Here is a 26,705-nt window from a genome sequence, read left to right on the forward strand (position 1 = left end):
CGTCCGATTACTTCACCCAGATGTTGAGCGGCGACATCATCCAGAAGCCGACCACGACCACCCAGACCACCGTGACGGGCAGGAACACCTTCCAGCCCAAGCGCATGATCTGGTCGTAACGGAAACGCGGGAACGTCGCGCGAACCCAGATGAACACCGACAGCAGCGCGAATATCTTCAGCACCAGCCAGAAGATGCCCGGAATGAACGACAGGAATTCGAACGGTGCATCCCAGCCGCCGAGGAACAGCGTCGCGGTCAGTGCCGAGATCACGATCATGTTGATGTACTCGGCGAGGAAGAACAGCGCGAACGCCATACCCGAGTAATCGATCATGTGACCGGCAACGATTTCCGACTCCCCTTCCACCACGTCGAACGGGTGGCGGTTCGTTTCGGCGATGCCCGAGATGAAGTACACGACGAACGCCGGCAGCAGCGGCAGCCAGTTCCACGACAGGAAGTTCACGCCGTGGCCCGCGAAGAAGCCGTGCTGCTGTGAACCGACGATTTCCGACAGGTTCAGGCTGCCGGCCGTCATCAGCACCAGCACCAGCGCGAAGCCCATCGAGATTTCGTACGACACCATCTGTGCCGCGGCGCGCATCGCACCGAGGAACGCGTACTTCGAGTTCGATGCCCAGCCTGCGAGAATCACCGCGTACACGCCGATCGACGAGATCGCCATCGCGTACAGCAGGCCCGCGTTCACGTTCGCGAGGACCGCTTCGGCCTGGAATGGGATCACGGCCCACACGGCGAACGCCGGCACGACGGTCATCACCGGCGCGATCAGGTACAGCCAGCGGCTGGCGGCGCTCGGCTGAATGACTTCCTTCAGCAGCAGCTTCAGCACGTCGGCGATCGGCTGCAGCAAGCCGCCGGGGCCGACGCGGTTCGGGCCGAGACGCACGTGCATCCAGCCGATCAGCTTGCGTTCCCACAGAATCAGGTACGCGACGCACAGCAGGATGACGACGGAGACGACGAGGATGCGCACGATTGCCCACACCGTCGGCCATGCGAAGCCGAGAAGCTGGGACCCGCCCGCGTTGATCGTATCGAACAAGCTCATTTACGCCTTCTCCACCACCAGTTCACCGGACAGGCTGCCGAGCGCTGCGCCGGCAGGCGTTGCCGCCGACACGCGAACGACGGTCTCCGCAAGATTCGCGTCGCGCACGGCCGGCAACTGCACCGCACGCTCGCCCTGGCGCACGCGCACCGCGTCGCCTTCCTTCAAGCCCAGCTTGTCGAACAGCGCGGCCGGCAGGGCTGCGGCATTCGCCGCCTTCGCGGCAGCCGTCAGGTGCAGTGCACCTGCGCGGCGCACGAGTGCGTCGGCGTGATAGATCGGCACATCGGCCAGGCGCTCGAAGCCGCCGTTCGCGGCATTCGCTGCAGCACGAGCCGGTGCGACCGACGCCTGGTTCGACAGGCGGCTCGCGACGCCAGCGTCGCCGAGCGCGGCGAGACGCACTTCTTCCGCGGTCTCGTATTCGAAGTTCGGCAGGCCGAGCAGGCTGCCGAGCACGCGCAGCACCTTCCAGCCCGGACGCGTGTCGCCGAGCGGACGCACGACGCCGTTGAAGCTCTGCACGGTGCCTTCGGCGTTGACGAACGTACCGGCCGTTTCCGTGAACGGCGCAACCGGCAGCAGCACGTCGGCGTAGTCGAGGCCATGCTTGAACGGCGACATCACGACGACCATCTCAGCCTGGTTCAGCGCGGCAAGCGCCTGCGCCGGATCGGCGATGTCGAATTCCGGTTCGACGTTCAGCAGCACGTAGCCCTTGCGCGGCTGCGCGAACGCTTCGCGCGCGTTCAGGCCGCCTTCGCCCGGCAGTGCGCCGACGACGTGCGCGCCGACCGTGTTCGCCGCTTCCGTCAGGAAGCCGAACGTGGCGCCGGTGTTGTCGGCGATCCACTTGGCGACGGCGTGCAGCTTGGCGAATTCCGGATGGCGGACCGCGACGTTGCCGAGCAGCACCGCGCGGCGTTCACCGTTCGCGAGCGACTGGGCGACAGCCTGCGCGGCCGGCGATGCCGTGACGCCCGCGAGCGTGTCGGGCAGTGCGACGCCGCGCAGTTGCGCGACGGCCGCTGCGATGCCGGCCAACTGGTCGAGCCATGCCGACGGTGCAGCAACGATGCGCTGCGCGGTCGGGATCAGGGCGTCGTCACCGGTCGCGTGCAGGAAGTGCAGCTTCGCGCCGTTCTTCGCGGCCTGACGCAGGCGAGCGGCGAACAGCGGGTGGTCGCGGCGCAGGAACGAACCGACGACGAACGCGGCGTCCACGTTCGACAGGTCGGCGATCGGCATGCCGAGCCACGGTGCGCCCTGGACCGGCGCCGAGAAATCCTGCTGACGCAGACGGAAGTCGACGTTCGGCGTCTTCAGTTCGTTGGCGAGCTGCTTCACGAGGAACAGCTCTTCGGCCGTGCTGTGCGCGCTCGCGAGCATCGCCAGCGCGTTCGCGCCGTGATCCGCGGCGATGCCCTTCAGGCCCTTCGCGACGTATTCGAGTGCGGTCTGCCAGTCGGTTTCGATCCACTGGCCGCCCTGCTTCAGCATCGGCTTCGTCAGGCGCTCTTCGCTGTTGAGGCCTTCATACGAGAAGCGATCCTTGTCCGAGATCCAGCATTCGTTGATGGCTTCGTTCTCGAACGGCAGCACGCGCATCACGCGATTGTTCTTCACCTGCACGACGAGGTTCGCGCCGACGGAATCGTGCGGGCTCACCGACTTGCGGCGCGACAGTTCCCACGTACGGGCGCTGTAGCGGAACGGCTTGCTGGTCAGCGCGCCGACCGGGCACAGGTCGATCATGTTGCCCGACATTTCGGAATCGACCGTCTTGCCGACGAACGTCGTGATTTCCGAGTGCTCGCCGCGGCCCAGCATGCCGAACTCCATCACGCCGGCGATTTCCTGGCCGAAGCGGACGCAGCGCGTGCAGTGGATGCAGCGCGACATTTCTTCCATCGAGATCAGCGGGCCCACGTTCTTGTGGAACACCACGCGCTTCTCTTCCGAGTAGCGCGACGACGACTTGCCGTAGCCGACCGCCAGATCCTGCAGCTGGCATTCGCCGCCCTGATCGCAGATCGGGCAGTCGAGCGGGTGGTTGATGAGGAGGAATTCCATCACCGACTGCTGCGCCTTCACGGCCTTGTCGGATTGCGTATGGACGATCATGCCGGCCGACACGGGGGTCGCGCACGCAGGCACGGCCTTCGGCATCTTCTCGACTTCGACGAGACACATCCGGCAGTTGGCCGCAACCGACAGTTTCTTGTGATAGCAGAAGTGAGGAATGTACGTATCCGCCTTGTGCGCAGCCTGGATCACCATGCTGCCTTCGGGCACCTCGACCTTCTTGCCGTCTATTTCAAGTTCAACCATGATGGTGAATGGTCCTTAACCTATTTCCGCCCGTTCGCGCCTTCGCCCGACCGTGCGCTCAAATTCCGCAACCGGGTACGCTTCAGGCTGCCGCCGCGTGCGCGTGGCCGCCGACCATGCAGTGCTTGTGCTCGACGTGGTACGCGAATTCGTCCCAGTAGTGCTTGAGCATCCCGCGTACCGGCATCGCCGCCGCATCGCCGAGTGCGCAGATCGTGCGACCCATGATGTTCTCGGCAACCGAGTTCAGCAGGTCCAGATCTTCCTGGCGGCCTTCGCCGTGCTCGATACGGTTCACGACGCGATACAGCCAGCCGGTGCCTTCACGGCACGGCGTGCACTGGCCGCACGATTCCTCGTAGTAGAAGTACGACAGGCGCAGCAGCGAGCGCACCATGCAGCGCGTCTCGTCCATCACGATCACCGCGCCGGAACCGAGCATCGAGCCCGCCTTCGCGATCGAATCGTAGTCGAGATCCGTCTGCATCATGATGTCGCCCGGGATCACCGGCGCCGACGAACCGCCCGGAATCACGGCCTTGATCTTCTTGCCGCCGCGCATCCCGCCGGCGAGCTCCATCAGCGTCGCGAACGGCGTGCCGAGCGGCACTTCGTAGTTGCCCGGACGCTCGACGTCGCCCGACACCGAGAAAATCTTCGTGCCGCCGTTGTTCGGCTTGCCGATCTCGAGGTAATTCTGCGGCCCGATGGACAGCAGGAACGGCACCGCGGCGAACGTCTCGGTGTTGTTGATCGTGGTGGGCTTGCCGTACACGCCGAAGCTCGCCGGGAACGGCGGCTTGAAGCGCGGCTGGCCCTTCTTGCCTTCGAGCGACTCGAGCAGCGCCGTTTCTTCGCCGCAGATGTACGCGCCGTAACCGTGGTGCGCGTGCAGCTGGAACGAGAATTCCGAGCCCATGATGTTGTCGCCGAGGAACCCGGCTGCGCGCGCTTCATCGAGCGCGGCTTCGAAGCGTCGATACACTTCGAAGATTTCGCCGTGGATGTAGTTGTAGCCGACGGTGATGCCCATCGCGTACGCGCCGATGGCCATGCCTTCGATCAGCGCGTGCGGGTTCCAGCGCAGGATGTCGCGATCCTTGAACGTGCCCGGCTCGCCTTCGTCCGAGTTGCAGACGAGGTACTTCTGCCCCGGGAACTGGCGCGGCATGAAGCTCCACTTCAGGCCGGTCGGGAAGCCCGCACCGCCACGGCCACGCAGGCCCGACGCCTTGACGTCGGCGATCACCTGCTCGGGCGGAATCTTTTCTTCGAGAATGCGGCGCAGCTGCTTGTAGCCGCCGCGCGCAACGTAATCTTCGAGGTGCCAGTTCTCGCCGTTCAGACCGGCGAGGATCAGCGGTTTGATGTGACGGTCGTGGAGGGACGTCATTTCGAGAGCTCCTCAAGCAGCTGGTCGATCTTCTCGCGGCTCATGAAGCTGCACATTCTGTGATTGTTCACCAGCAGCACCGGCGCATCGCCGCACGAGCCCATGCATTCGCCTTCCTTCAGCGTGAACTTGCCGTCGGGCGTGGTCTCGCCGAAGCCGATGCCCAGCTTCTGTTTCAGGTAGTCGGCAGTCGCTTCCGCGCCACCGTCCGGGCCGAGCTGGCACGGCAGGTTCGTGCAGAGCGTGATCTTGTGCTTGCCGACCGGGTTGAGCTCGTACATCGTGTAGAACGTCGCGACTTCCTGCACGGCAACGGCCGGCATGCCGAGATAGTCCGCGACGAACTGCATCAGTTCGGGCGACAGCCAGCCGTGCTCTTCTTGAGCCACGGCCAACGCCGACATCACGGCGGACTGTTTCTGATCGGCGGGATACTTCGTCAACGCTCGATCGATTTCCTTCAGGCCTTCAGCTGAGATCATTTTCAGACACGACTCTTTCAATTCCTACCGAACGAACAACCTGCCGCACACTGGGGTGCATGGACGGCAGACCTGGCGCTCACTGTTGACAGCTTGCGAAGCTGCGCCGGTTCAGCGCGCATCGCGTGTGACTTGCTGCTCGCCGCCCGCTCGCGCGGGCGGCGCTAACCATTAGCGATCGATTTCGCCGAACACGATGTCCTGCGTACCGATGATCGTGACGGCGTCGGCGATCATGTGACCGCGCGCCATTTCGTCGAGCGACGCCAAGTGCGCGAAACCCGGTGCGCGAATCTTGAGGCGATACGGCTTGTTGGCACCATCCGACACGAGGTAGATGCCGAACTCACCCTTCGGATGCTCGACCGCCGCGTACGCTTCGCCTTCCGGTACATGGAAACCTTCGGTGAAGAGCTTGAAGTGGTGAATCAAGTCTTCCATGTTGGTCTTCATGCCGACGCGCGACGGCGGGGCAACCTTGTGATTGTCCGTCATCACCGGGCCCGGATTCTTGCGGAGCCACTCAATACACTGTTTCGCGATGCGGATCGACTGGCGCATTTCCTCGACGCGCACCAGATAGCGGTCGTAGCAATCGCCGTTCACGCCGACCGGCACGTCGAAATCGAGGCGATCGTACACTTCGTAGGGCTGCTTCTTGCGCAGATCCCAGGCGATACCCGAGCCGCGCAGCATCGGGCCCGTCAGGCCCATCTGCAGCGCACGCTCCGGGCTGACCACGCCGATCCCGACCAGACGCTGTTTCCAGATCCGGTTGTCGGTGAGCAGCGTTTCGTATTCGTCGACGCACTTCGGGAAGCGCGTGAAGAAGTCGTCGATGAAGTCGAGCACCGAGCCGCTGCGCGCTTCGTTCATCTTCGCGAGCGCCTTCTCGTTGCGAATCTTCGACGCCTTGTATTGCGGCATTGCGTCAGGCAGGTCGCGATAGACGCCGCCCGGACGGTAGTACGCCGCGTGCATCCGGGCACCGGACACCGCTTCGTACACGTCCATCAGGTCTTCACGCTCGCGGAACGCGTACAGGAACACGGCCATCGCGCCGACGTCGAGCGCGTGCGCGCCGATCCACATCAGGTGGTTCAGCACGCGCGTGATTTCGTCGAACAGCACGCGGATGTATTGCGCGCGCTCCGGCACGTCGATGCCGAGCAGCTTTTCGATCGCGAGCACGTAGCCGTGCTCGTTGACCATCATCGACACGTAGTCGAGACGGTCCATGTACGGCACGGACTGGATGAACGTTTTGGATTCCGCGAGCTTTTCCGTCGCGCGGTGCAGCAGGCCGATGTGCGGATCGGCACGCTGGATGACTTCGCCGTCGAGCTCGAGCACGAGGCGCAGCACGCCGTGCGCTGCCGGGTGCTGCGGGCCGAAGTTGAGCGTGTAGTTCTTGATTTCTGCCATGACGCCCCCTTAATGTTTCAGACCGCCATAGCGATCCTCGCGGATCACGCGCGGCGTGATTTCGCGCGGCTCGATCGTCACCGGCTGGTACACGACCCGCTTTTCTTCCGGGTCGTAACGCATTTCGACATAGCCCGACACCGGGAAATCCTTGCGGAACGGGTGGCCGATGAAGCCGTAGTCGGTGAGGATGCGGCGCAGGTCGGGGTGGCCTTCGAACACGATGCCGTACAGGTCGAATGCTTCGCGCTCATACCAGTTCGCGGAGGTCCAGATGTCGACCAGCGACGCCACGATCGGCAGGTCGTCGTCCGGCGCGAATACGCGCAGGCGCAGGCGCCAGTTGTTCGTGACCGACAGCAGGTGCGACACGGCCGCGAAGCGCGGGCCGTCGTAGGCACCGTCACCGAAGGTCTGGTAGTCGACGCCGCACAGGTCGATCAGTTGCTCGAAACGGAGCTTCGGATCGTCGCGCAGCATCTTTGCGACTTCGAGGTAATCGCTCGCCTTCACGACGAGCGTCAGTTCACCGATCGCTTCGGTGAGGCTCACCACGCGCGCGCCGAGCGCGGCTTCGAGGTTTGCCTTGAGGGTCTCGATTTTGCTTGCCATATTGAGGGGACGCTCGGGGCTTTATTGACGGGCGATGGTATTGGTACGGCGGATCTTCGCCTGAAGCTGGATCACGCCATAGACCAGCGCCTCGGCCGTGGGCGGACAGCCCGGCACATAGACGTCGACCGGCACGATCCGGTCGCAGCCACGGACCACCGAGTACGAGTAGTGGTAGTAGCCACCGCCGTTCGCGCACGACCCCATCGAGATCACCCAGCGCGGCTCGGCCATCTGGTCGTACACGCGACGCAGCGCGGGCGCCATCTTGTTGCAGAGCGTGCCGGCGACGATCATCACGTCCGACTGGCGCGGGCTCGGGCGAAACACGACGCCGAACCGGTCCAGGTCGTAACGGGCCGCGCCCGCATGCATCATTTCGACGGCGCAACACGCGAGCCCGAACGTCATCGGCCACAGTGAGCCGGTACGCGTCCAGTTGATCAGCTTGTCAGCCGTCGTGGTGACAAACCCTTCCTTCAAGACCCCTTCGATACTCATTTGCTTTCCACTCCAGACGAGCGACCGAGCGTGGCCGCCCATGCAAACCGGCGATTAACCCATCACTCCCAGTCGAGGCCGCCTTTCTTCCAGATATAGGCAAAGCCCAGCAGGAATTCGAGCAGAAAAATCATCATTGCGATGAAACCCGGCCAGCCGATGTCCCGGAGCGCGACGCCCCACGGAAACAGGAATGCGGTTTCGAGATCGAAGATGATGAACAGGATGGCGACGAGGTAGTACCGGACGTCGAATTTCATCCGGGCGTCTTCAAAGGCTTCGAAGCCGCACTCGTACGGTGCGTTCTTCTCGACGTCCGGCTTGTTGGGACCAAGGAGCTTGCCGATGCTGACCAGCGCTATACCTAAACCAGTGCCCACGAGGAGGAACAACAAGACGGGGTAATAGGCTGCGAGGTTCAAGGCAATCCTCTATCGGTTGGTTCTGAGCGTCCGGAGAATACCACTTCCGGCGGAAGGAATCATTTCGGAGTGCAGGCGATCGCAAGACAACCGCAAGCACACCCCAGAAATGAAAAATGCCAGCCACTAGAAGCGGCTGGCATTGAGTAACTTTGGTGCCGACGGCGAGACTCGAACTCGCACAGCTTTCGCCACTACCCCCTCAAGATAGCGTGTCTACCAATTTCACCACGTCGGCACTGCATGCAACCGGGGTTGTAACTACTTGTTTCCCGCGAATCGCTTCAAGAATTAAATTCTAACCTGACTTCCAGAATTGTTCAACGCACAAACGCAAAAATTTGAACTTTTTATTTCGGGACGTCCTGGCCCGGCGCGCTTGCGGCCGAACCTGCTGCTGCGGATGCCGCGACAGCCGGTGCCGATGCTGCAGCTGCCGATGCCGGCGCCGGTGCGGTCGCCACCCCACCCAGCACGCCCGCCGACGGCGTCGACTTGTACGAACCGAGATACGTCAGCGCGAGCGTCGCGACAAAGAAGATCGTCGCGAGAATGCCCGTCGTACGCGACAGGAAGTTCGCCGAGCCCGTTGCACCGAACAGGCTGCCCGACGCGCCGCTGCCGAACGCAGCGCCCATGTCGGCGCCCTTGCCGTGCTGCAACAGCACGAGACCAATCACACCAAGTGCAGACAGCACCTGCACCACAATAATCAGCGTCTTGAATAACAGCATCACACCCACCCGAATGGATCAGGCGACCGGACCGACCGGCCGCCGTCATGGTTCAATTCGATCTCGGACCGCTCAGCGCGCGGCCCGGCAGATCGCCAGGAAATCTTCCGCCTTCAGCGACGCGCCGCCGATCAGGCCACCGTCGATGTCCGGCTGCGCAAACAGCTCTTCCGCGTTGTCCGGCTTCACGCTGCCGCCGTACAGCACGGACACGTCCGCCGCACCCTTTGCCGCGAGACGCGCTCGCAGGAACGCGTGCACGTCCTGTGCCTGCGCCGACGTCGCGCTCTTGCCCGTGCCGATCGCCCAGACCGGCTCGTATGCGACGACGATCCGCGCGGCCTCGTCGGCCGTCAGCACGGCCAGTACTGCGTCGAGCTGCGCACCGACCACCTGCTCGGTCGCGCCCGACTCACGCTCGTCGAGCGTCTCGCCGACGCATACGACAGGCGTGAGCCCCGCTGCGAGCGCGCGTTGCGTCTTCGCCGCGACCGTCTCGTTGCGTTCGCCGTGATACGCGCGGCGCTCCGAGTGACCGACGATCGCATAGCGTGCGCCGAACTCCGCGACCATCGCAGCAGCCACTTCACCGGTGAACGCGCCCTGCTCGTGCGCCGACACGTCCTGCGCGCCCCAGGCGACACGGCCGCCGTCGAGCTGCGCCTGAACCTGCGCGAGATACGGGAACGGCACGCACACGCCGACCGACGTTTCGGCCGCCACCGCGCCCACGCCCTGCACCACTTCGTTCAGCAATGCCTGGTTGCCGGCCAGCCGGCCGTGCATCTTCCAGTTGCCGATCACACGCTTAGTTCTCTGTTTCGACATCGTGTCTGTCTCGTCACCGCTTGGTCATTAACGCGCCGGAAACCGGCCGTCAGGTTTGATCTGGCGAAGCAAACCGGCGATTTTACTGCGCGCGGCTTGAACCGGTCAAACCGCGCATGTCAAGCCCGGCCACGCGGGCCGTCAGGCGTTCGTACCCCAATCGAGCACGATCTTGCCGGTGTGCTCGCTGCTTTCCATCAGCGCATGTGCCTGTGCGGCGTCCGCCGCCGGCAACACGCGATAGATCACCGGCTTGATGCGGCCGTCGGCAAGCAGCGGCCACACGCGCGCCTTCAGCTGCGCGGCGATCTGCGCCTTGAACTCGACCGGACGCGGGCGCAGCGTCGAACCCGTGATGGTCAGCCGGCGACGCAGGATCTCGCCCAGGTTGACGTCGGCCTTCGCGCCGCCGAGCAGCGCGATCAGCACGAGGCGGCCCCCATCCGCGAGCGCGGACAGTTCGCGCGGCACGTACGAGCCGGCCACCATGTCGAGGATCACGTCGACGCCGCGATCGTGCGTCAGCGACTTCACGACCTCGACGAAGTCTTCCGTCTTGTAGTTGATCGCACGCTCCGCGCCGAGCGCCTCGCATGCGCGGCACTTGTCGGCAGTACCGGCCGTCGCGAACACGCGAAAGCCGAGCGCATGCGCGATCTGGATCGCCGTCACGCCGATGCCGCTCGAGCCGCCCTGCACGAGCAGCGTTTCCTGCTCGCCGCCCTCGCCCGCGCCGAGCTGCGCGCGGTCGAACACGTTGCTCCACACCGTGAAAAACGTCTCGGGCAGCGACGCGGCCTCGATATCGGTGAGCCCGTCGGGCACCGGCAGGCATTGCAGCAGCGGCGCGACCGCATATTCCGCATAGCCGCCGCCCGCGAGCAGCGCACACACGCGATCGCCGAGCTTCAGGCCGAACGGGTTCTGAGCGGCGTCCGACAGGTCGCCGCCGACGATCTCGCCCGCGACCTCGAGGCCCGGCAAATCCGACGCACCCGGCGGCGGCGCATACGCACCCTTGCGCTGGAACACGTCGGGCCGGTTCACGCCGGAAGCCGCCACCTTGATCAGCACTTCGCCGCGCTTCGGTTCGGGGCGCGGACGCTCCGCAAGCTTCAGCACGTCGGGGGCGCCGAACTCGGTGATTTCGATGGCTTTCATGGTGAGGGTCGCTCCAGGATCGGAATCGGATGGCGCGCCCGCACGCGGCACGGGCGCCTGGCCGGCGCTGCTGCGCCGCACAACGATGCTACAGAAAAAACGGCCGGCACGCTTTCGCACTGCCGGCCGTTGGTCCGCCTATCCGCTTATTGCTGCGGCGGCGTGTCCGACTGCGACGCCGCCGCTGCTTCGTTCAGCAGCGCCTTTGCCGACAGACGTACGCGACCCTTTTCGTCCGTCTGGATGACCTTGACCTTCACTTGCTGGCCTTCCTTCAGGTAGTCGTTGATGTCCTTCACACGCTCGTTGACGATTTCCGAGATGTGCAGCAGGCCATCCTTGCCCGGCAGCAGGTTCACGATCGCGCCGAAATCGAGCAGCTTCAGAACCGTGCCTTCGTACACCTGGCCGACTTCGATCTCGGCCGTGATCTGCTCGATGCGCTTCTTCGCTTCGGCCATGCCGTCGCTGTTCGTGCTCGCGATCGTCACGACGCCGTCGTCGGAGATGTCGATGGTCGTGCCGGTTTCTTCCGTCAGCGCGCGGATCACCGAACCGCCCTTGCCGATCACGTCGCGGATCTTTTCCGGGTTGATCTTGATCGTGATCATGCGCGGCGCGAATTCCGACAGTTGCGTGTTCGCACCCGAAACCGCCGACGTCATCTTGCCGAGGATGTGCATGCGGCCTTCCTTCGCCTGCGCGAGCGCGACCTGCATGATTTCCTTCGTGATGCCCTGGATCTTGATGTCCATCTGCAGTGCCGTCACGCCTTGCTCCGTGCCGGCCACCTTGAAGTCCATGTCGCCGAGGTGATCTTCGTCGCCAAGAATGTCGGTCAGCACCGCGAACTTGTTGCCTTCGAGGATCAGGCCCATCGCGATACCCGCGACGTGCGCCTTCATCGGCACGCCGGCGTCCATCAGCGCGAGGCAGCCGCCGCACACCGATGCCATCGACGACGAACCGTTCGATTCGGTGATTTCCGACACGACGCGGATCGAGTAGCCGAATTCGTCGGCGCTCGGCAGGCACTTGACCAGTGCACGCTTCGCGAGGCGGCCGTGGCCGATTTCGCGGCGCTTCGGCGAGCCGACGCGGCCCGTTTCGCCGGTCGCGAACGGGGGCATGTTGTAATGGAGCATGAAGCGCTCGCGGTACTCGCCTTCGAGCGCGTCGATGATCTGCTCGTCACCCTTCGTGCCGAGCGTCGCGACGACCAGCGCCTGCGTCTCGCCGCGCGTGAACAGCGCCGAGCCGTGGGTACGCGGCAGCACGCCCGTGCGGATTTCGATCGGGCGCACGGTGCGCGTGTCACGGCCGTCGATGCGCGGCTCGCCGTTCAGGATCTGCGAACGGACGATCTTCGCCTCGATGTCGAACAGCACGTTGCCGACCGTTGCCTTGTCGGCTGCGACCGTACCGGCTGCCAGCGCATCTTCCTCGAGCTTCGCCGAGGTTGCCGCGTAGACTTCCTTCAGCTTCGTCGAGCGTGCCTGCTTGTCGCGGAGCTGGTAAGCAGCGAGCAGGTCGTTCTGTGCCAGCTCGGTCACGCGCGCGATCAGCGCTTCGTTCTTCGGCGCCGGCTGCCAGTCCCACTCGGGCTTGCCGCCTTCGCGGACCAGTTCGTGGATCGCGTCGATCGCGACCTGCATTTGCTCGTGGCCGAACACCACGGCGCCCAGCATCACTTCTTCCGACAGCTGGTCGGCTTCCGATTCGACCATCAGCACGGCACGTTCCGTACCTGCGACGACGAGGTCGAGGCTCGACGCCTTGATCTGGTCACGCGTCGGATTCAGCACGTACGCGTTGTCGATGTAGGCCACGCGTGCGGCACCGACCGGGCCGTTGAACGGCAGGCCCGACACGGCGAGCGCAGCCGATGCGCCGATCAGCGCGGGGATGTCCGCCGGGATTTCCGGGTTCACGGACAGCACGTGGATCACGACCTGGACTTCGTTGTAGAAGCCTTCCGGGAACAGCGGGCGCAGCGGACGGTCAATCAGGCGCGACGTCAGCGTCTCGTGTTCCGACGGACGGCCTTCGCGACGGAAGAAGCCGCCCGGGATCTTGCCGGCCGAGTAGGTCTTCTCGAGGTAGTCGACGGTCAGCGGGAAGAAATCCTGACCCGGCTTCGCCGACTTCGCGCCGACGACGGTTGCCAGCACGACGGTGTCTTCGACGTCGACGATCACGGCGCCGCTTGCCTGGCGAGCGACTTCACCGGTTTCGAGGCGCACCTTGTGCTGGCCCCACTGGAATTCCTTCATGACCTTGTTGAACATGGACATGGTTGCTCCTTTGAATTCATGCATTTCATTCGCCGCGCCGGCCATCCCGCGCGGCGGCGTCCCGACCGAATCACCCGGAGCAAGGTGTGTTTTTTATGCCATTCCAGCGCGGCGCTCGTACAGCGACGCGCTGGAATGACACAAATCCTGCCCCGGTATCAGTCGTTGCGGCAGTCCCGCACAACCGTGCCGGACAGCCTGCGGTGCGCGTGACGCTACGCACCGCGCAAAAACAAAATGCCTGTATCAGCGCACTGACACAGGCATCTTGCTGGCGGCAATCGCCTCGATTACTTACGCAGACCCAGCTTCTCGATCAGTGCGCGGTAACGGTCGGCATCCTTGCCCTTGAGGTAGTCGAGCAGCTTGCGGCGGCGGCTCACCATGCGCAGCAGGCCGCGGCGGCTGTGGTGATCCTTCGCGTGGGTCTTGAAGTGACCCGTCAGTTCGACGATACGTGCGGTCAGCAGTGCGACCTGGACTTCGGGCGACCCAGTGTCGTTGGTACCGCGGGCGAACTGAGCAACAACTTCCGACTTCTTGATATCTGCAACAGACATGTGATTTCCTTTCTAACTGAACAGGCGGACACGGAAGAATGGCCGTGCCGTGACTTACAACCGGCGCGCATTGTAGCACAACTCCACGCCGTTCTTACCGCCTCCTGTCACGGGCGCGTCATCGAGCAGGTAGACGGCATCTCCGTGCGCGGCGCCGGTACCGCGAGCACCGTCCGGAACCCATAGCCCGAACCCTCGTTGTCGAAGCGCACGCCCGGCGTGCCGACCTTGTCCATCTCCATCACGTAAAGGGGCTGGATCAGCTGGTGATCCTGCGCGCGCATCTTCGATGCGTGGAAGCCGTCGTCGAACGACAGGCCCTCGAGCGCGCGCGCGACCGCGACGGGGTCGGCCGACCCTGCGCGATTCATCGCGGCGGCCAGCATCTCGATCATCAGGCTCATCCGCCGCACCGGATAGTCGTCCTGGGCAGCCGGAAAACGGCTCCGGAACGCGCGGTAGAACGCATCCGATTTCGCGCCGCCCGCGTTCGGGTGCCAGTCCGCCACGGCCACGACGCGCCCGACACCGGCATCGCCGAGCGCCGCCGGCGCGCCGAGGCTGTTGCCGTAGAAGGTATAGAACTTCGCATTCAGCCCCTGCTCGCGCGCCGCCTTCACGAGCAGCGTGAGGTCGTTGCCCCAGTTGCCGGTCACGACGGCGTCGGCGCCGCTCGCACGGATCTTCGCGATGTACGGCGAGAAGTCCTTGATCCGGCCGATCGGGTGGAATTCATCGCCGGCAATCGTCACGTCCGGGCGCCGCGCGGCCAGCGCCTGCCGGGCGAGCGTGCTGACGTCGCGGCCGAAGCTGTAGTCCTGGTTCAGCAGGTAGACCTTGTGGAGCGCGCGGTCGCGCGCCATCACGTCCGCAAGCGCGGCCATCCGCATGCCCGCGTGCGCATCGAAGCGGAAATGCCAGAAACTGCAGCGCGCGCCGGTCAGCGCCGGATCGTCGGCCGAATAGTTGAGGAACAGCATCCGGTTGTCCGGATCGCGCGCGTTCAGCTTGTCGAGCGCCGCGACGAGCGCGGCCGCGACGGCCGAGCTGTTGCCCTGCGTGACGAACCCGATATGACGGTCCGCGGCCGCACGCAACTGCACGAGCGCCTCCTCGGGGCTGCCCTTGCTGTCGAGCACGACGAGTTCGAGCGGATGCGCACCGTCGCGCAGCTTGACGCCGCCCGCCGCGTTGACCTGCTCGACGCCGAAGCGCAGGTTGCGCTCGACCGCCGCGCCCGCATTCGCGAACGGGCCCGACATCCCTTCGATCAGCGCGATCCGCACCGGCTCGCCGCCGGCAAACGCGGACGACACCAGCATCCACCCCGCGCTCAGCGCGAGCGCGCACCGCTTCCACCCCTGCATCGGCCACCTGCCCTTCAATCTGCCCGAGAAGCGCGGATCATAGGCTGGCGCCCCCGCCGCCCGCAAGCGCGACGCGCCCGGCGATCCGCACCGATTTTTTCTGCGCGATGCGCGGTCGCATGCCGTCCGTGATAAAACGAGACTTGTTTCCGTGTTCTGGAGAACCCCCATGCGCATTCGCATTTCCGCGCGCCTGCCGGTGCTGGTCGCCAGCGCCGCCGCGCTGCTGGCCGGTTGCGCGCAACCGTGGCAGCAATACCAGGCCGGCCAGGACGAGTCGGCGATCGTCGCACGCATGGGCCCGCCGCGCGAGATCTACGACCTGCCCGGCGGCGGCAAGCGCCTGATGTGGCCGACCCAGCCGATGGGCGAAATCACCATCGCGGCCGACGTCGACGCGGCCCACAAGATCGTCAATGTGCGTCAGGTCCTGCAACCGAACGAGTTCTATCGCGCAGAGATCGGCAAGTGGACGAAGACCGATGTCCTCGTGAACTTCGGACGCCCCGTCGAGACGTCCTATTTCCCGCTGATGAAGCGCGAGGTGTGGACCTACCGGTATCTCGAGGACAACGTCTGGTACATGATGTACAGCTTCTACTTCGATCCGCAGGGCATCCTGCGCATCACGCAGAAAACGCCCGACCCGCTGCACGACCCCGACCGCCGCAACCTGTTCTGACCGATTACGCATTTACGCGCAATATTCAGCATGGCCATTCACGAATCATTGCGTGAATGGCCATTTCCTTTTTTCCGCTTCCCGATTAATTCGGAAAATGCGACGGAAATCTTTTCCGATCAATGACATTCCGATGGCAACTCGCTGACATCCCCGTCATGCGGGCCTTTGCGCGGAAACAAGCATGCGCAGTGCATGGCATGCGGCGAATTGGTGCACGCAATGCACTACGCCAAATCAATTTGAAACAATTTGTTTCAGTACCCCCGAAGTGCTAGGGCATACCCCTAATATCAGTCGAAAACCAACCTTTCAATTTAGAAAGAATGCCATTGCGACATTTTTGCCGATATTCGTTTGCCTTTATCACAAAGGAGTCCTCATGAATCGCCCCAAGAGCATGCTGGTTGCCAACATCGCCTGGGCCCGCGAAACGCGTGAATACACGCCCGGCTTCTTCGACGCGCTCGCGCGCGGACAGAACCCGCGCGTGCTGTGGATCGGCTGCGCCGACAGCCGCGTGCCGGCCGAGACCATCACGCACTGCGCGCCCGGCGAGCTGTTCGTCCATCGCAACATCGCGAACCTGTTCCATCCCGACGACGACAATTCCGCCAGCGTCCTCGAGTACGCGGTGCGCGTGCTGCAGGTCGACCACGTGATCGTGTGCGGGCACTACGGATGCGGCGGCGTACGCGCGTCGCTACTGCCGCCGCCGTCCGACCTGCCGCACGTCGCACGCCGCATCGCGCCGCTGTGCGCGCTCGCGCGGCGCCACCGCGACGCGCTGGACGGGCTCGACGACACCGCCGCCGCCGACCGCCTCGCCGAACTCAACGTGCTCGAACAGGTGCGGCTGCTGCGCGCGTCCCCGATCGTGCAGGGCCGCGAACGGCCGCCGCTCGTGCACGGCTGGATCTTTTCGCTCGCCGACGGCCGCCTGCAGGAACTCGATTCCGGCTACACCACCCCGTCCGTCGACGTCGAACCCGTGCAGGCCGCGACGGCCGGTGCGCTCGGCTGACCTACCCCGCCCCAAGCCAATGAAATCGCCCCAACCATGAAACTGAACGAGCGCCTGTCCACCCTGCCGCGCGACATCGTCGCCGGCGTCGTCGTGTTCCTCGTCGCGCTGCCGCTGTGTCTCGGCATCGCCAATGCATCCGGCGTCGAACCGTTCGCCGGGCTCGTGTCCGGCATCGTCGGCGGCATCGTCGTCGCGTTGCTGAGCGGCTCGTCGCTGTCCGTCAGCGGGCCGGCCGCCGGTCTCGTCGTGATCGTCGTCGAAGGCATCGCGCAACTCGGCAGCTTCTCCGCGTTCCTGCTCGCGGTGCTGCTGTCCGGCGTACTGCAGTTCGGGTTCGGCATGCTGCGCGCCGGCCGTTTCGCCGCCTATGTGCCGTCGCCCGTCATCAAGGGCATGCTCGCCGCGATCGGCCTCCTGCTGATCGTGAAGCAGATTCCGTTCGCCTTCGGTATCGGCGGCTCGGCCGCGCAATCGTTCGCGAATTGGCCGGGCCTGCCGGTCGCGTGGGCCGCGACGGCCATCGCGCTCGCCTCGCTGGCGCTGCTGGTCGCATGGGATACGCCCGCGCTACGCCGCTTCGCGCTGGTGCGCTCGGTGCCGGCCCCGCTTGCGGTGGTCGTGCTGGGGATCGGCGCCACGCTCGTGCTGAGCGTCGTCGCGCCGTCCGTTGCGCCGGGCGCCGCCCATCGCGTGACGCTGCCCGAACTCGGATCGTTCGCGGCCTTCGCGGCGTCGCTCAAGCATGCGGAGCTCGGCCCGAACTTCGCGCAGCTGGTCAATCCGGACGTGTGGCGCGTCGCGATCACGCTTGCGGTCGTCGCAAGCCTCGAGACGCTGCTGAGCCTCGAAGCCGTCGAGCAGATCGACCCGAAGCGCCGCCCGACCCAGCCCGACCGCGAGCTCAAGGCCCAGGGCGTCGGCAACCTCGTCGCCGGCGCGGTCGGCGGGCTGCCGATCACGTCGGTGATCGTGCGCAGCTCGGTGAACGTCAATGCAGGCGCGCAAAGCCGGATGTCGGCGATCGTGCACGGGATGCTGCTGCTCGCGAGCGTGTTCGCGCTCACCGGCCTGATCAACCTGATCCCGCTCGCGAGCCTGGCCGCGATCCTGATCCACACCGGCTTCAAGCTCGCGAAACCGGCGCTGTTCCGCTCGGTGATGAAACAGGGGCCGGCCGCATTCGTGCCGTTCGCCGCGACGATTGCCGGCGTGCTCGCGGTCGACCTGCTGTTCGGCATCGCGCTCGGCCTTGCCTGCAGCGTGCTGGCGGTCGCCGTCGCGAACCTGAAGAGTCCCGTCACGCTCGCGCAGCACGACGACCACTTCCTGCTGTCGTTCCGCAAGGACGTGTCGTTTCTCGGCAAGGTGCAGGTCAAGCATCACCTGCGGCACATTCCCGACCGGGCCGCGGTGATCATCGACGCGACGCGTGCCGACTACATCGATCACGACGTGCTCGAGCTGCTCGACGCGTTCGTCGCCGATGCACCGCGACGCGGCATCGCGGTCGAGTTCCGGCGGCGCAGCCCGGCGCCGCGCACGGCCGCGCGTCGCTGGCTGTTCCGTGCGCCGGCCGCCGAATGAGCGGTGGATGAGTAGGTGAATGAAAAACGCCCCGGCGGCGCAGGGCCGCAAGGGGCGTTTCGGTGATGCGCAGCGCGCTGCGCTTATGAACGCTGCGGATTGACCTTGTCGTCCTTCGAATGCAGCTTGTTCAGTGCGGAGATGTACGCCTTCGCGGATGCGGCGACGATGTCCGGATCGGTGCCGACCCCGTTGACGATCCGCCCGCTCTTCGACAGACGGACGGTCACTTCGCCCTGCGCCTGCGTGCCGGTCGTGATCGCGTTCACCGAGTACAGCAGCAGCTCGGAACCGCTGCCGACTTCGCTCTCGATCGCATTGAACGTCGCATCGACCGGACCGTTGCCGCGCGCCTCGCCGGTCACTTCCTTGCCCTCGACCCCGAACACGACCTTCGCGTGCGGCTGCTCGCCCGTTTCCGAGTGCTGCGACAGCGACACGAACTTGAAGTGCTCCTGCTCGTGCGCGAGCGCCGACTCCTCGGACACGATCGCGATGATGTCTTCGTCGAAGATCTCGGCCTTGCGGTCGGCCAGATCCTTGAAGCGCATGAACGCGGCATTGAGTTCGCTCTCGCTGTCGAGCGCCACGCCGAGCTCCTGCAGGCGCTGCTTGAACGCGTTACGGCCCGACAGCTTGCCGAGCACGATCTTGTTCGCGGTCCAGCCCACGTCTTCCGCGCGCATGATCTCGTAGGTGTCGCGCGCCTTCAGCACGCCGTCCTGGTGAATGCCCGACGCGTGCGCGAACGCGTTCGCGCCGACCACCGCCTTGTTCGGCTGCACGACGAAGCCGGTGATCTGCGACACGAGCTTCGACGTCGGCACGATCTGCGTCGTGTCGATGCCGACGTCGAGGCCGAAGTAGTCCTTGCGCGTCTTCACGGCCATCACGATTTCTTCGAGCGACGTGTTGCCCGCGCGCTCGCCGAGACCGTTGATCGTGCACTCGATCTGACGTGCGCCGCCGATCTTCACGCCGGCGAGCGAGTTCGCCACCGCCATCCCGAGGTCGTTGTGGCAGTGCACCGAGAAGATCGCCTTGTCCGAGTTCGGGATGCGTTCGCGCAGCGTCTTCACGAGGTTGCCGTACAGCTCCGGCACGCCGTAGCCGACCGTGTCGGCGATGTTGATCGTCGTCGCACCTTCGGCGATCACGGCTTCCAGCACGCGGCACAGGAAATCCATGTCGGAGCGGCTGCCGTCCTCCGGCGAGAATTCGACGTTGTCGGTGAACTTGCGTGCGAAGCGCACGGCGAGGCGGGCCTGCTCGAACACCTGGTCGGGCGTCATCCGCAGCTTCTTCTCCATGTGCAGCGGCGACGTCGCGATGAACGTGTGGATCCGGAAGCTCTCGGCCGGCTTCAGCGCGTCGGCCGCACGCTGGATGTCCTTGTCGTTGGCGCGCGCCAGCGAGCAGATCGTGCTGTCCTTTATGAGACCGGCGATCGTATGGATCGCGTCGAAATCGCCGTTCGAGCTGGCCGCGAAGCCGGCCTCGATCACGTCGACCTTCATCCGCTCGAGGTGCTTCGCAATGCGGATTTTCTCTTCCTTCGTCATCGACGCACCGGGCGATTGTTCGCCGTCACGCAACGTCGTATCGAAAATGATCAGCTTGTCTGTCATGGGGGGCTCCAGGGCTCTTTATACGGAAGTCAAACGTAACGAGATCGCGCCACCGCTGGCGACGCTCAACAACAGACGAGGCTTGACGGGGGGCGAGAACGGTCAGCGCGGCAGGCGCGCCAAAGCTAGCGCGCGTAGCGGCGCACCGGCTAGAAGGAGGGAGAGGCGGGAAAATGCAGTCATGCCGAAGACTATAGCGGCATTCCGTTGGGTGCGCAATCGGACGGCACCCCGGGTTTCCGGCCGCACGGGCCGAACCGGGGACAAATGAAAACGGCGGCCCCGAGGCCGCCGTTTCCGGGCACAGAATGCGCGTGCGTCAGTGATCGCGCTGCGACGAGCGCGCCGGATTCGCGCGCCCGCGGATGGCCATGTAGCCCCAGAACACGTAGCCGGACAGCCCGTACAGCACGAACAGGCAGAACAGCATCAGCGGCGGATCGGACGAGACGAGCACGAACGCGACGACGACCAGCAGGATCGCCGCGAACGGCACGCGGTGCCGCACGTCGAGCGCCTTGCCGCTGTAGAACGGCGCGTTCGACACCATCGTCACGCCCGCGTAGATCGTCAGCACGAACGCGACCCACGGCAGCCAGCCGAGCTTCAACGGCACGCGGTTGTCGGTGGCGAGCCACACGAAGCCCGCGATCAGCGCGGCGGCGGCCGGGCTCGGCAGCCCCTGGAAGAATCGCTTGTCGACGACGCCGATGTTCGTATTGAAGCGCGCGAGGCGCAGCGCGGCGCCCGAGCAGTACACGAACGCGGCGAGCCACCCCCAGCGGCCGAGATCCTTCAGCACCCACTCGTACATCACGAGCGCGGGCGCGACGCCGAACGACACCATGTCCGACAGGCTGTCGAACTGCTCGCCGAACGCGCTCTGCGTATGCGTCATGCGTGCCACGCGCCCGTCCATCCCGTCGAGCACCATCGCGACGAAAATCGCGATCGCGGCGATCTCGAAGCGCACGTTCATCGCCTGCACGACCGCGAAGAAGCCGCAGAACAGCGCGGCAGTCGTGAACGCGTTCGGCAGCAGGTAGATGCCGCGCGTCTTCAGGAACCGCTGGCGCGCGGCGCGGCGGCTCTCGATGGGCCCCGATTCGGGCGCCATCACCTTGTTGCGGCGGAACGGACGTGGCGTCTGGCCGGCGCCGTTGCGCGGCCGACGCGGTTTGAATGCGGCCATCGTGCGCCCCGCCGCTTACTGTTCGAGTTCGGCGAGGATCGTCGACGACGCGTAGACCTTCTCGCCGATCGACACCTTCGCGCGGCTGCCGAGCGGCAGGTACACGTCGACGCGCGAACCGAAGCGGATGAAACCGTAGCGCTGGCCGCGCGACAGCGGTTCGCCGGCGCGCACGTAGCAGAGGATCCGGCGTGCGACGAGGCCGGCGATCTGCACGGCGGTCACGGTCTTGCCGCTCGCCGTCTGGATCACGACCGCATTACGCTCGTTCTCGGTCGACGCCTTGTCGATCGCCGCGTTCAGGAACGCACCCGGGAAGTACTCGACCTTGGAGATCGCGCCATCGACCGGCGAACGCTGCGAATGAACGTTGAAGACATTCATGAACACGCTGATCTTCAGCGCTTCGCGGTTCGCGTACGGGTCCTGCGTGGTCTCGACCGCCACGATGCGGCCGTCCGCCGGGCACAGCACCGCGTTCGGCTGCGCCGGGATCGGACGCTGCGGGTCGCGGAAGAACTGGACGACGAAGACCAGCAGCAGCCAGAACGGCCACGCGAAGCCGAAGCCCCCGACAGCATGGATCAACAGCGCAATGACGGCTGCAATCGCGATGAACGGCCAGCCTTCGCGCGCGATGATCGGATGAGGATAGTTCATGGATTCGTTCTGTGTTCGGTGAATTGCAAAGCCCGTAGGATAGCAAAAGCCGCCCGGGGCACTGCTGCCTTCGGGCGGCTTTTTGGTACCGGCCCTCTATTCGAGGGGCCGGAACAGCACGCGGTGCTTAGTTCTTCGACTGGTCGACGAGCTTGTTCTTCGCGATCCACGGCATCATCGCGCGCAGCTTCGAGCCGACTTGCTCGATCTGGTGCTCTGCCGTCAGGCGGCGACGCGACTGCAGCGTCGGCGCGCCGGCCTTGTTCTCGAGAATGAAGCTCTTCGCGTACTCGCCCGTCTGGATGTCGGTCAGGCACTGCTTCATCGCCTTCTTCGTCTCTTCCGTGACGATGCGCGGGCCCGTCACGTACTCGCCGTACTCGGCGTTGTTCGAGATCGAGTAGTTCATGTTCGCGATGCCGCCTTCGTAGATCAGGTCGACGATCAGCTTCAGTTCGTGCAGGCACTCGAAGTACGCCATTTCCGGCGCGTAGCCTGCTTCGACCAGCGTCTCGAAGCCGGCCTTGATCAGCTCGACGGTACCGCCGCACAGCACGGCCTGCTCGCCGAACAGGTCGGTTTCGGTTTCTTCACGGAAGTTGGTTTCGATGATGCCCGCACGGCCGCCGCCGTTCGCTGCCGCGTACGACAGCGCGATGTCGCGCGCCGCGCCCGACTTGTTCTGCGCAACCGCGATCAGGTGCGGCACGCCGCCACCTTGCGAGTACGTGCCGCGAACCGTGTGGCCCGGTGCCTTCGGCGCGATCATGATCACGTCGAGGTCGGCGCGCGGGATCACCGCACCGTAGTGGACGTTGAAGCCGTGCGCGAATGCCAGCGCTGCGCCCTGCTTGATGTTCGCGTGGACTTCCTTCGCGTACACGTCGGCGATCTGCTCGTCCGGCAGCAGCATCATCACGACGTCGGCGCTCTTCACCGCTTCCGCGACTTCCTTGACCGACAGGCCTGCGTTTTCGGCCTTGCTCCACGACGCGCCGCCCTTGCGCAGGCCGACCGTCACGTTCACGCCGCTGTCCTTCAGGTTCAGCGCGTGTGCATGGCCTTGCGAGCCGTAGCCGATGATCGTGACTTGCTTGCCCTTGATGAGGGAGAGGTCAGCGTCTTTGTCGTAGAAAACGTTCATGATGGTTCCTTCGCTAATTCAAAAATTCAACAATTCGTTCGGATGGAGTACTGCGGGCCGGGACATGACGGCGCACCCGGCGTGCCTGTCTGGCATCACACCTTCAGGATGCGCTCGCCGCGTCCGATGCCGGAGCTGCCGGTGCGCACGGTCTCTAGGATCGCGCCCGCGTCCAGCCCCTGGATGAATGCGTCGAGCTTGTCGCTCGCGCCCGTCAATTCGATCGTGTAGGTCTTTTCGGTCACGTCGATGATGCGGCCGCGGAAAATGTCCGCCATCCGCTTCATTTCTTCGCGCTCCTTGCCCACTGCACGGACCTTGATCAGCATCAGCTCGCGTTCGATGTGTGCACCGTCGGTCAGGTCCACCACTTTCACCACCTCGATCAGGCGGTTCAGATGCTTCGTGATCTGTTCGATCACGTCGTCGGAGCCAATGGAAACGATGGTGAGCCGCGACAGCGATTGGTCTTCGGTCGGCGCCACCGTCAAGGTTTCGATGTTGTAGCCGCGTGCGGAAAACAGACCGACCACGCGCGACAGCGCGCCCGGTTCGTTCTCCAGCAGGACGGAAATGATGTGTCTCATGTTCGCTTCTTCCAGAATGTGTCCGTGTCGATTCACTCGCGCCGCGCGCTGCCGCGTGCCGCGCCGCCCTTCGTGAAGGCGGCCGCATCGGGCTCAGGCGCGCGTCGCGCCGTTACAGATCTTCCGATCCGAGCAGCATCTCGGTGATGCCCTTGCCGGCCTGTACCATCGGCCAGACGTTTTCGGTCGGATCGGTCTGGAAGTCGAGAAACACGGTGCGGTCCTTCAGGCGCAGCGCTTCCTTCAGCGCCGGCTCCACATCCGAGGTCTTTTCGATCCGCATGCCGACATGGCCGTACGCTTCGGCGAGCTTCACGAAATCAGGCAGCGCATCCATGTACGAATGCGAATAGCGCTTGCTGTATTCGATCTGCTGCCACTGGCGAACCATGCCGAGATAGCGGTTGTTCAGCGAAATGATCTTCACGGGCGTGTCGTACTGCAGGCAGGTCGACAGTTCCTGGATGCACATCTGGATCGAGCCTTCGCCCGTGATGCACAGCACGTCGTCGTCCGGGTGCGCCATCTTGACGCCCATCGCTGCCGGCAGGCCGAAGCCCATCGTGCCGAGGCCGCCGGAGTTGATCCAGCGACGCGGCTTGTTGAAACGGTAGAACTGCGCCGCCCACATCTGGTGCTGGCCGACGTCCGAGCACACGAACGCATTGCCGTCCGTCAGCTCCCACGCCTTCTCCACCACGTACTGCGGCTTGATGATCTCGCTTTCGCGGTCGTATTTCAGGCAGTCCTTCGAGCGCCAGCCCTCGATGTCCTTCCACCATTGCGCGAGCGCCTCGGTGTCGGGGCCATGCTCGGCCGTCTGCAGTTGCTCGATCAGCTCCTTCAGCACTTCCTTCACGTCGCCGACGATCGGGATGTCGACCTTCACACGCTTCGAGATCGACGACGGGTCGATGTCGATGTGGATGATCTTGCGCGGACGCGACGCGAAGTGCGCCGGATCGCCGATCACGCGGTCGTCGAAGCGGGCACCGATCGCGATCAGCACGTCGCAGTGCTGCATCGCCATGTTCGCTTCGTAGGTGCCGTGCATGCCGAGCATGCCGAGGAATTTCTTGTCCGACGCGCGATAGCCGCCCAGGCCCATCAGCGTGTTCGTGACCGGGTAGCCGAGCAGGTCCGCGAACTGGTTCAGTTCACGCGACGCGTCGGCGAGGATGATGCCGCCACCCGTGTAGATGTACGGGCGCTTCGCCGTCAGCAGCAGCGACACGGCCTTGCGGATCTGGCCCGAATGGCCCTTCGTGACCGGGTTGTACGAACGCAGCGACACGCTCTTGACGGGCTCGTATTCGCACGGCGTCTTCGAGATGTCCTTCGGGATGTCGATCAGCACCGGGCCCGGACGGCCGGTGCGGGCGATATAGAACGCCTTCTTGACGGTTTCCGCGAGGTCACGCACGTCCTTCACGAGGAAGTTGTGCTTCACGCACGGACGCGTGATGCCGACGGTGTCGCACTCCTGGAAGGCATCCTGGCCGATCGCGGCCGTGGGCACCTGGCCGCTGATCACGACCATCGGGATCGAATCCATGTACGCCGTGGCGATGCCGGTCACCGCGTTGGTGACACCGGGGCCCGACGTCACGAGACAGACGCCGACATTGCCGGTGGAACGCGCATACGCATCGGCTGCGTGCACGGCCGCCTGTTCGTGGCGCACCAGCACGTGCTGAATCTTGTCCTGCTTGTAAAGCTCGTCGTAGATGTAGAGTACCGAGCCGCCGGGGTAGCCCCAGATGAATTCGACGTTTTCATCGGCCAGTGCCTTCATGAGCACGGTACCGCCGATGGAGTCGCTATCGGGAGGGGAAAGGGGTTCCGACGTGGAGAATTCCGCGCTGGGCATGTTCATTTTGACCTTTCGAATTTTCGGCAAAAAATTGATCGGGTGCTCTCTGCCGGGCTTGTGGCTCGGGTTCAAGCGGCGCGTCCAGTTTGAAGGGCAGGCTTCTTGGGCCAGCCTCAAATGAGACCATCACTTCATGTTGCGAATCATTGACGATAGCGGGTCGCGATTGGGTCGTCAAGCAAAATATCCCGCAGCGCATCATGGGCGCCGCCCGGCACCCCGCCGCCGCGGCTCGCGCGCAACGTGCGGCGCCCAACCCGGTGCCAAGCGGCGCAAAAATTTGATAGCATCCGCGGGTTTTACGAAATTTTTCGACCTTTTACACCACGCAGCGGCCCGCAGCGCATACCTTCACGGAATGGCATCAGACAAGGAACTCGCCGACTTTCTGGCGGGCGTCGAAAGGCGCGCGTTCAAGCAGGCTGCGTACGCCGTGCGTGACGACGATGCGTCGCTCGACATCGTGCAGGACGCGATGATCAAGCTTGCGGAGAAGTACGGCGACCGGCCGGCGGCCGAGCTGCCGCTGCTTTTTCAGCGGATCCTGCAGAACGCGATCCACGACTGGTTCCGCCGGCAGAAAGTCCGCAACACGTGGGTCACGCTCTTCTCGTCGCTGAACAACAGCGACGACGACGACTTCGACCCGCTCGAAACACTCGAATCCGCGGACGACAACGCGGGCGTCGAGAGCAGCGAGCACCGCCTCGAACGAGAGCAGGTTCTGGCCCTGATCGACGAAGAAATCCAGAAACTTCCGGCGCGTCAACGGGAAGCGTTCCTGATGCGTTATTGGGAAGATATGGATGTCGCCGAGACTGCCGCCGCAATGGGGTGCTCCGAGGGCAGCGTGAAGACGCACTGCTCACGGGCCACCCACACGCTGGCGCACGCGCTCAAGGCCAAAGGAATCACGCTATGAGCTCCGCTCCCGCAAATCGAGAACACGAATTCGCGTTGAAGGTGCGCCGCGCGCTGGACGAGCGCACGGCCGACCTGCCAGCCGCGACCACCGACCGTCTGGCTGTCGCCCGCCGGGCTGCGCTCGCGCGCAAGAAGCCCGAAGCCGCGACCGTGCCGGTGTTCGTGCCGGCCTTCGCCGGCGCGGCCGGTGCGTACGGCACGGCGCCCGCGAGCCGCCCG

Annotated in this window: 25 protein-coding genes and 1 tRNA gene; 5 read left to right on the plus strand and 21 right to left on the minus strand. The window is 64.7% G+C overall.

What is annotated here, in order from left to right; translation table 11 throughout:
* Positions 1–7 precede the first annotated feature (7 nt).
* From nuoH to F3J15_RS24795, 15 genes are all read right to left on the minus strand, one after another.
* Positions 8–1,075 (minus strand): NADH-quinone oxidoreductase subunit NuoH, encoded by a 1,068-nt coding sequence (nuoH, locus tag F3J15_RS24720; RefSeq protein ID WP_011352696.1) that lies wholly within the window; start codon positions 1,073–1,075, stop codon positions 8–10.
* Positions 1,076–3,406 carry an NADH-quinone oxidoreductase subunit NuoG gene (gene nuoG, locus F3J15_RS24725; RefSeq protein WP_166894610.1) on the minus strand — a complete coding sequence of 777 codons (2,331 nt, stop codon included), beginning with the start codon at positions 3,404–3,406 and terminating at the stop codon, positions 1,076–1,078.
* 82 nt (positions 3,407–3,488) lie between these two features.
* The gene (gene nuoF / locus F3J15_RS24730; protein WP_006478267.1) at positions 3,489–4,799 is read right to left on the minus strand and encodes an NADH-quinone oxidoreductase subunit NuoF; all 1,311 of its coding nucleotides are present in this window, start codon (positions 4,797–4,799) and stop codon (positions 3,489–3,491) included.
* A complete protein-coding gene (nuoE, locus tag F3J15_RS24735) occupies positions 4,796–5,281 on the minus strand; it encodes an NADH-quinone oxidoreductase subunit NuoE (protein WP_006750460.1) in 486 nt (161 codons plus the stop codon). Before nuoE ends, nuoF begins: the two co-directional genes overlap by 4 nt.
* A gap of 171 nt (positions 5,282–5,452) precedes the next feature.
* Positions 5,453–6,706, minus strand: a complete 1,254-nt coding sequence (locus tag F3J15_RS24740; protein ID WP_009694120.1) for an NADH-quinone oxidoreductase subunit D — start codon at positions 6,704–6,706, stop codon at positions 5,453–5,455.
* Between the two features lie 9 nt (positions 6,707–6,715).
* A complete protein-coding gene (locus tag F3J15_RS24745; RefSeq protein ID WP_069248468.1) occupies positions 6,716–7,318 on the minus strand; it encodes an NADH-quinone oxidoreductase subunit C in 603 nt (200 codons plus the stop codon).
* Positions 7,319–7,339: 21 nt separating this feature from the next.
* Positions 7,340–7,819 (minus strand): NADH-quinone oxidoreductase subunit B, encoded by a 480-nt coding sequence (locus F3J15_RS24750; RefSeq protein WP_006398799.1) that lies wholly within the window; start codon positions 7,817–7,819, stop codon positions 7,340–7,342.
* A gap of 62 nt (positions 7,820–7,881) precedes the next feature.
* Positions 7,882–8,241 carry an NADH-quinone oxidoreductase subunit A gene (locus F3J15_RS24755; RefSeq protein ID WP_006398798.1) on the minus strand — a complete coding sequence of 120 codons (360 nt, stop codon included), beginning with the start codon at positions 8,239–8,241 and terminating at the stop codon, positions 7,882–7,884.
* Positions 8,242–8,394: 153 nt separating this feature from the next.
* Positions 8,395–8,479, minus strand: a tRNA-Leu gene (locus tag F3J15_RS24760).
* Between the two features lie 112 nt (positions 8,480–8,591).
* Entirely contained in the window at positions 8,592–8,975 is a 384-nt protein-coding gene (gene secG, locus F3J15_RS24765) for a preprotein translocase subunit SecG (protein WP_069248469.1), read from the minus strand.
* A gap of 72 nt (positions 8,976–9,047) precedes the next feature.
* On the minus strand, positions 9,048–9,803 hold the full coding sequence (gene tpiA / locus F3J15_RS24770; RefSeq protein ID WP_166894612.1) for a triose-phosphate isomerase: 756 nt from the start codon (positions 9,801–9,803) through the stop codon (positions 9,048–9,050).
* Between the two features lie 141 nt (positions 9,804–9,944).
* Positions 9,945–10,964, minus strand: a complete 1,020-nt coding sequence (locus F3J15_RS24775) for an NAD(P)H-quinone oxidoreductase (RefSeq protein ID WP_089425980.1) — start codon at positions 10,962–10,964, stop codon at positions 9,945–9,947.
* Between the two features lie 146 nt (positions 10,965–11,110).
* On the minus strand, positions 11,111–13,258 hold the full coding sequence (gene pnp / locus F3J15_RS24780; RefSeq protein ID WP_166894614.1) for a polyribonucleotide nucleotidyltransferase: 2,148 nt from the start codon (positions 13,256–13,258) through the stop codon (positions 11,111–11,113).
* Between the two features lie 290 nt (positions 13,259–13,548).
* Positions 13,549–13,818 carry a 30S ribosomal protein S15 gene (gene rpsO / locus F3J15_RS24790; protein ID WP_006398792.1) on the minus strand — a complete coding sequence of 90 codons (270 nt, stop codon included), beginning with the start codon at positions 13,816–13,818 and terminating at the stop codon, positions 13,549–13,551.
* A gap of 107 nt (positions 13,819–13,925) precedes the next feature.
* Entirely contained in the window at positions 13,926–15,185 is a 1,260-nt protein-coding gene (locus tag F3J15_RS24795) for a branched-chain amino acid ABC transporter substrate-binding protein (protein ID WP_089446114.1), read from the minus strand.
* A 169-nt stretch (positions 15,186–15,354) separates the two neighbouring features.
* Between F3J15_RS24795 and F3J15_RS24800 the strand changes: the two genes are divergently transcribed.
* The 3 genes from F3J15_RS24800 to F3J15_RS24810 all read left to right on the plus strand — a co-directional run bounded on the left by F3J15_RS24800 (position 15,355) and on the right by F3J15_RS24810 (position 18,478).
* The gene (locus tag F3J15_RS24800; RefSeq protein ID WP_069248473.1) at positions 15,355–15,867 is read left to right on the plus strand and encodes a hypothetical protein; all 513 of its coding nucleotides are present in this window, start codon (positions 15,355–15,357) and stop codon (positions 15,865–15,867) included.
* A gap of 382 nt (positions 15,868–16,249) precedes the next feature.
* Positions 16,250–16,891: a carbonic anhydrase gene (locus tag F3J15_RS24805; RefSeq protein ID WP_089446115.1), complete on the plus strand. Its 642-nt coding sequence runs from the start codon at positions 16,250–16,252 to the stop codon at positions 16,889–16,891.
* A 36-nt stretch (positions 16,892–16,927) separates the two neighbouring features.
* Positions 16,928–18,478 (plus strand): SulP family inorganic anion transporter, encoded by a 1,551-nt coding sequence (locus F3J15_RS24810; protein ID WP_089446116.1) that lies wholly within the window; start codon positions 16,928–16,930, stop codon positions 18,476–18,478.
* An 83-nt stretch (positions 18,479–18,561) separates the two neighbouring features.
* On the opposite strand, the gene F3J15_RS24815 is transcribed toward F3J15_RS24810, so the two are convergent.
* The 6 genes from F3J15_RS24815 to F3J15_RS24840 all read right to left on the minus strand — a co-directional run bounded on the left by F3J15_RS24815 (position 18,562) and on the right by F3J15_RS24840 (position 25,565).
* A complete protein-coding gene (locus F3J15_RS24815) occupies positions 18,562–20,106 on the minus strand; it encodes a 2-isopropylmalate synthase (protein WP_069248476.1) in 1,545 nt (514 codons plus the stop codon).
* Between the two features lie 319 nt (positions 20,107–20,425).
* Entirely contained in the window at positions 20,426–21,298 is an 873-nt protein-coding gene (gene pssA, locus F3J15_RS24820) for a CDP-diacylglycerol--serine O-phosphatidyltransferase (protein WP_089446117.1), read from the minus strand.
* Positions 21,299–21,313: 15 nt separating this feature from the next.
* Complete coding sequence (locus F3J15_RS24825; RefSeq protein WP_039370565.1) at positions 21,314–21,958, minus strand: phosphatidylserine decarboxylase; 645 nt, start codon at positions 21,956–21,958, stop codon at positions 21,314–21,316.
* A 127-nt stretch (positions 21,959–22,085) separates the two neighbouring features.
* Positions 22,086–23,102: a ketol-acid reductoisomerase gene (gene ilvC, locus F3J15_RS24830; protein WP_039370562.1), complete on the minus strand. Its 1,017-nt coding sequence runs from the start codon at positions 23,100–23,102 to the stop codon at positions 22,086–22,088.
* A 95-nt stretch (positions 23,103–23,197) separates the two neighbouring features.
* On the minus strand, positions 23,198–23,689 hold the full coding sequence (gene ilvN, locus F3J15_RS24835) for an acetolactate synthase small subunit (RefSeq protein WP_011352712.1): 492 nt from the start codon (positions 23,687–23,689) through the stop codon (positions 23,198–23,200).
* Between the two features lie 112 nt (positions 23,690–23,801).
* Positions 23,802–25,565, minus strand: a complete 1,764-nt coding sequence (locus F3J15_RS24840) for an acetolactate synthase 3 catalytic subunit (RefSeq protein ID WP_046544741.1) — start codon at positions 25,563–25,565, stop codon at positions 23,802–23,804.
* Positions 25,566–25,920: 355 nt separating this feature from the next.
* On the opposite strand from F3J15_RS24840, the gene F3J15_RS24845 reads away from it, so the two are divergent.
* A complete protein-coding gene (locus F3J15_RS24845; protein ID WP_011352714.1) occupies positions 25,921–26,484 on the plus strand; it encodes an RNA polymerase sigma factor in 564 nt (187 codons plus the stop codon).
* The coding region (locus tag F3J15_RS24850; RefSeq protein WP_166894616.1) for a DUF3619 family protein at positions 26,481–26,705 on the plus strand (225 nt) is incomplete at its 3' end. The genes F3J15_RS24845 and F3J15_RS24850, both read left to right, overlap by 4 nt.

Source organism: Burkholderia sp. Ap-955 (genome assembly GCF_011753045.1).
GTDB classification, from domain to species: domain Bacteria; phylum Pseudomonadota; class Gammaproteobacteria; order Burkholderiales; family Burkholderiaceae; genus Burkholderia; species Burkholderia lata_D.

Excerpts from the sequence above, each read along its gene's own strand:
- nuoH (WP_011352696.1), bottom strand. The coding sequence starts at position 1,075 with ATGAGCTTGTTCGATACGATCAACGCGGGCGGGTCCCAGCTTCTCGGC.
- nuoG (WP_166894610.1), bottom strand. The coding sequence starts at position 3,406 with ATGGTTGAACTTGAAATAGACGGCAAGAAGGTCGAGGTGCCCGAAGGC.
- nuoF (WP_006478267.1), bottom strand. The coding sequence starts at position 4,799 with ATGACGTCCCTCCACGACCGTCACATCAAACCGCTGATCCTCGCCGGT.
- nuoE (WP_006750460.1), bottom strand. The coding sequence starts at position 5,281 with ATGATCTCAGCTGAAGGCCTGAAGGAAATCGATCGAGCGTTGACGAAG.
- F3J15_RS24740 (WP_009694120.1), bottom strand. The coding sequence starts at position 6,706 with ATGGCAGAAATCAAGAACTACACGCTCAACTTCGGCCCGCAGCACCCG.
- F3J15_RS24745 (WP_069248468.1), bottom strand. The coding sequence starts at position 7,318 with ATGGCAAGCAAAATCGAGACCCTCAAGGCAAACCTCGAAGCCGCGCTC.
- F3J15_RS24750 (WP_006398799.1), bottom strand. The coding sequence starts at position 7,819 with ATGAGTATCGAAGGGGTCTTGAAGGAAGGGTTTGTCACCACGACGGCT.
- secG (WP_069248469.1), bottom strand. The coding sequence starts at position 8,975 with ATGCTGTTATTCAAGACGCTGATTATTGTGGTGCAGGTGCTGTCTGCA.
- tpiA (WP_166894612.1), bottom strand. The coding sequence starts at position 9,803 with ATGTCGAAACAGAGAACTAAGCGTGTGATCGGCAACTGGAAGATGCAC.
- F3J15_RS24775 (WP_089425980.1), bottom strand. The coding sequence starts at position 10,964 with ATGAAAGCCATCGAAATCACCGAGTTCGGCGCCCCCGACGTGCTGAAG.
- pnp (WP_166894614.1), bottom strand. The coding sequence starts at position 13,258 with ATGTCCATGTTCAACAAGGTCATGAAGGAATTCCAGTGGGGCCAGCAC.
- rpsO (WP_006398792.1), bottom strand. The coding sequence starts at position 13,818 with ATGTCTGTTGCAGATATCAAGAAGTCGGAAGTTGTTGCTCAGTTCGCC.
- F3J15_RS24795 (WP_089446114.1), bottom strand. The coding sequence starts at position 15,185 with ATGCAGGGGTGGAAGCGGTGCGCGCTCGCGCTGAGCGCGGGGTGGATG.
- F3J15_RS24800 (WP_069248473.1), top strand. The coding sequence starts at position 15,355 with ATGCGCATTCGCATTTCCGCGCGCCTGCCGGTGCTGGTCGCCAGCGCC.
- F3J15_RS24805 (WP_089446115.1), top strand. The coding sequence starts at position 16,250 with ATGAATCGCCCCAAGAGCATGCTGGTTGCCAACATCGCCTGGGCCCGC.
- F3J15_RS24810 (WP_089446116.1), top strand. The coding sequence starts at position 16,928 with ATGAAACTGAACGAGCGCCTGTCCACCCTGCCGCGCGACATCGTCGCC.
- F3J15_RS24815 (WP_069248476.1), bottom strand. The coding sequence starts at position 20,106 with ATGACAGACAAGCTGATCATTTTCGATACGACGTTGCGTGACGGCGAA.
- pssA (WP_089446117.1), bottom strand. The coding sequence starts at position 21,298 with ATGGCCGCATTCAAACCGCGTCGGCCGCGCAACGGCGCCGGCCAGACG.
- F3J15_RS24825 (WP_039370565.1), bottom strand. The coding sequence starts at position 21,958 with ATGAACTATCCTCATCCGATCATCGCGCGCGAAGGCTGGCCGTTCATC.
- ilvC (WP_039370562.1), bottom strand. The coding sequence starts at position 23,102 with ATGAACGTTTTCTACGACAAAGACGCTGACCTCTCCCTCATCAAGGGC.
- ilvN (WP_011352712.1), bottom strand. The coding sequence starts at position 23,689 with ATGAGACACATCATTTCCGTCCTGCTGGAGAACGAACCGGGCGCGCTG.
- F3J15_RS24840 (WP_046544741.1), bottom strand. The coding sequence starts at position 25,565 with ATGAACATGCCCAGCGCGGAATTCTCCACGTCGGAACCCCTTTCCCCT.
- F3J15_RS24845 (WP_011352714.1), top strand. The coding sequence starts at position 25,921 with ATGGCATCAGACAAGGAACTCGCCGACTTTCTGGCGGGCGTCGAAAGG.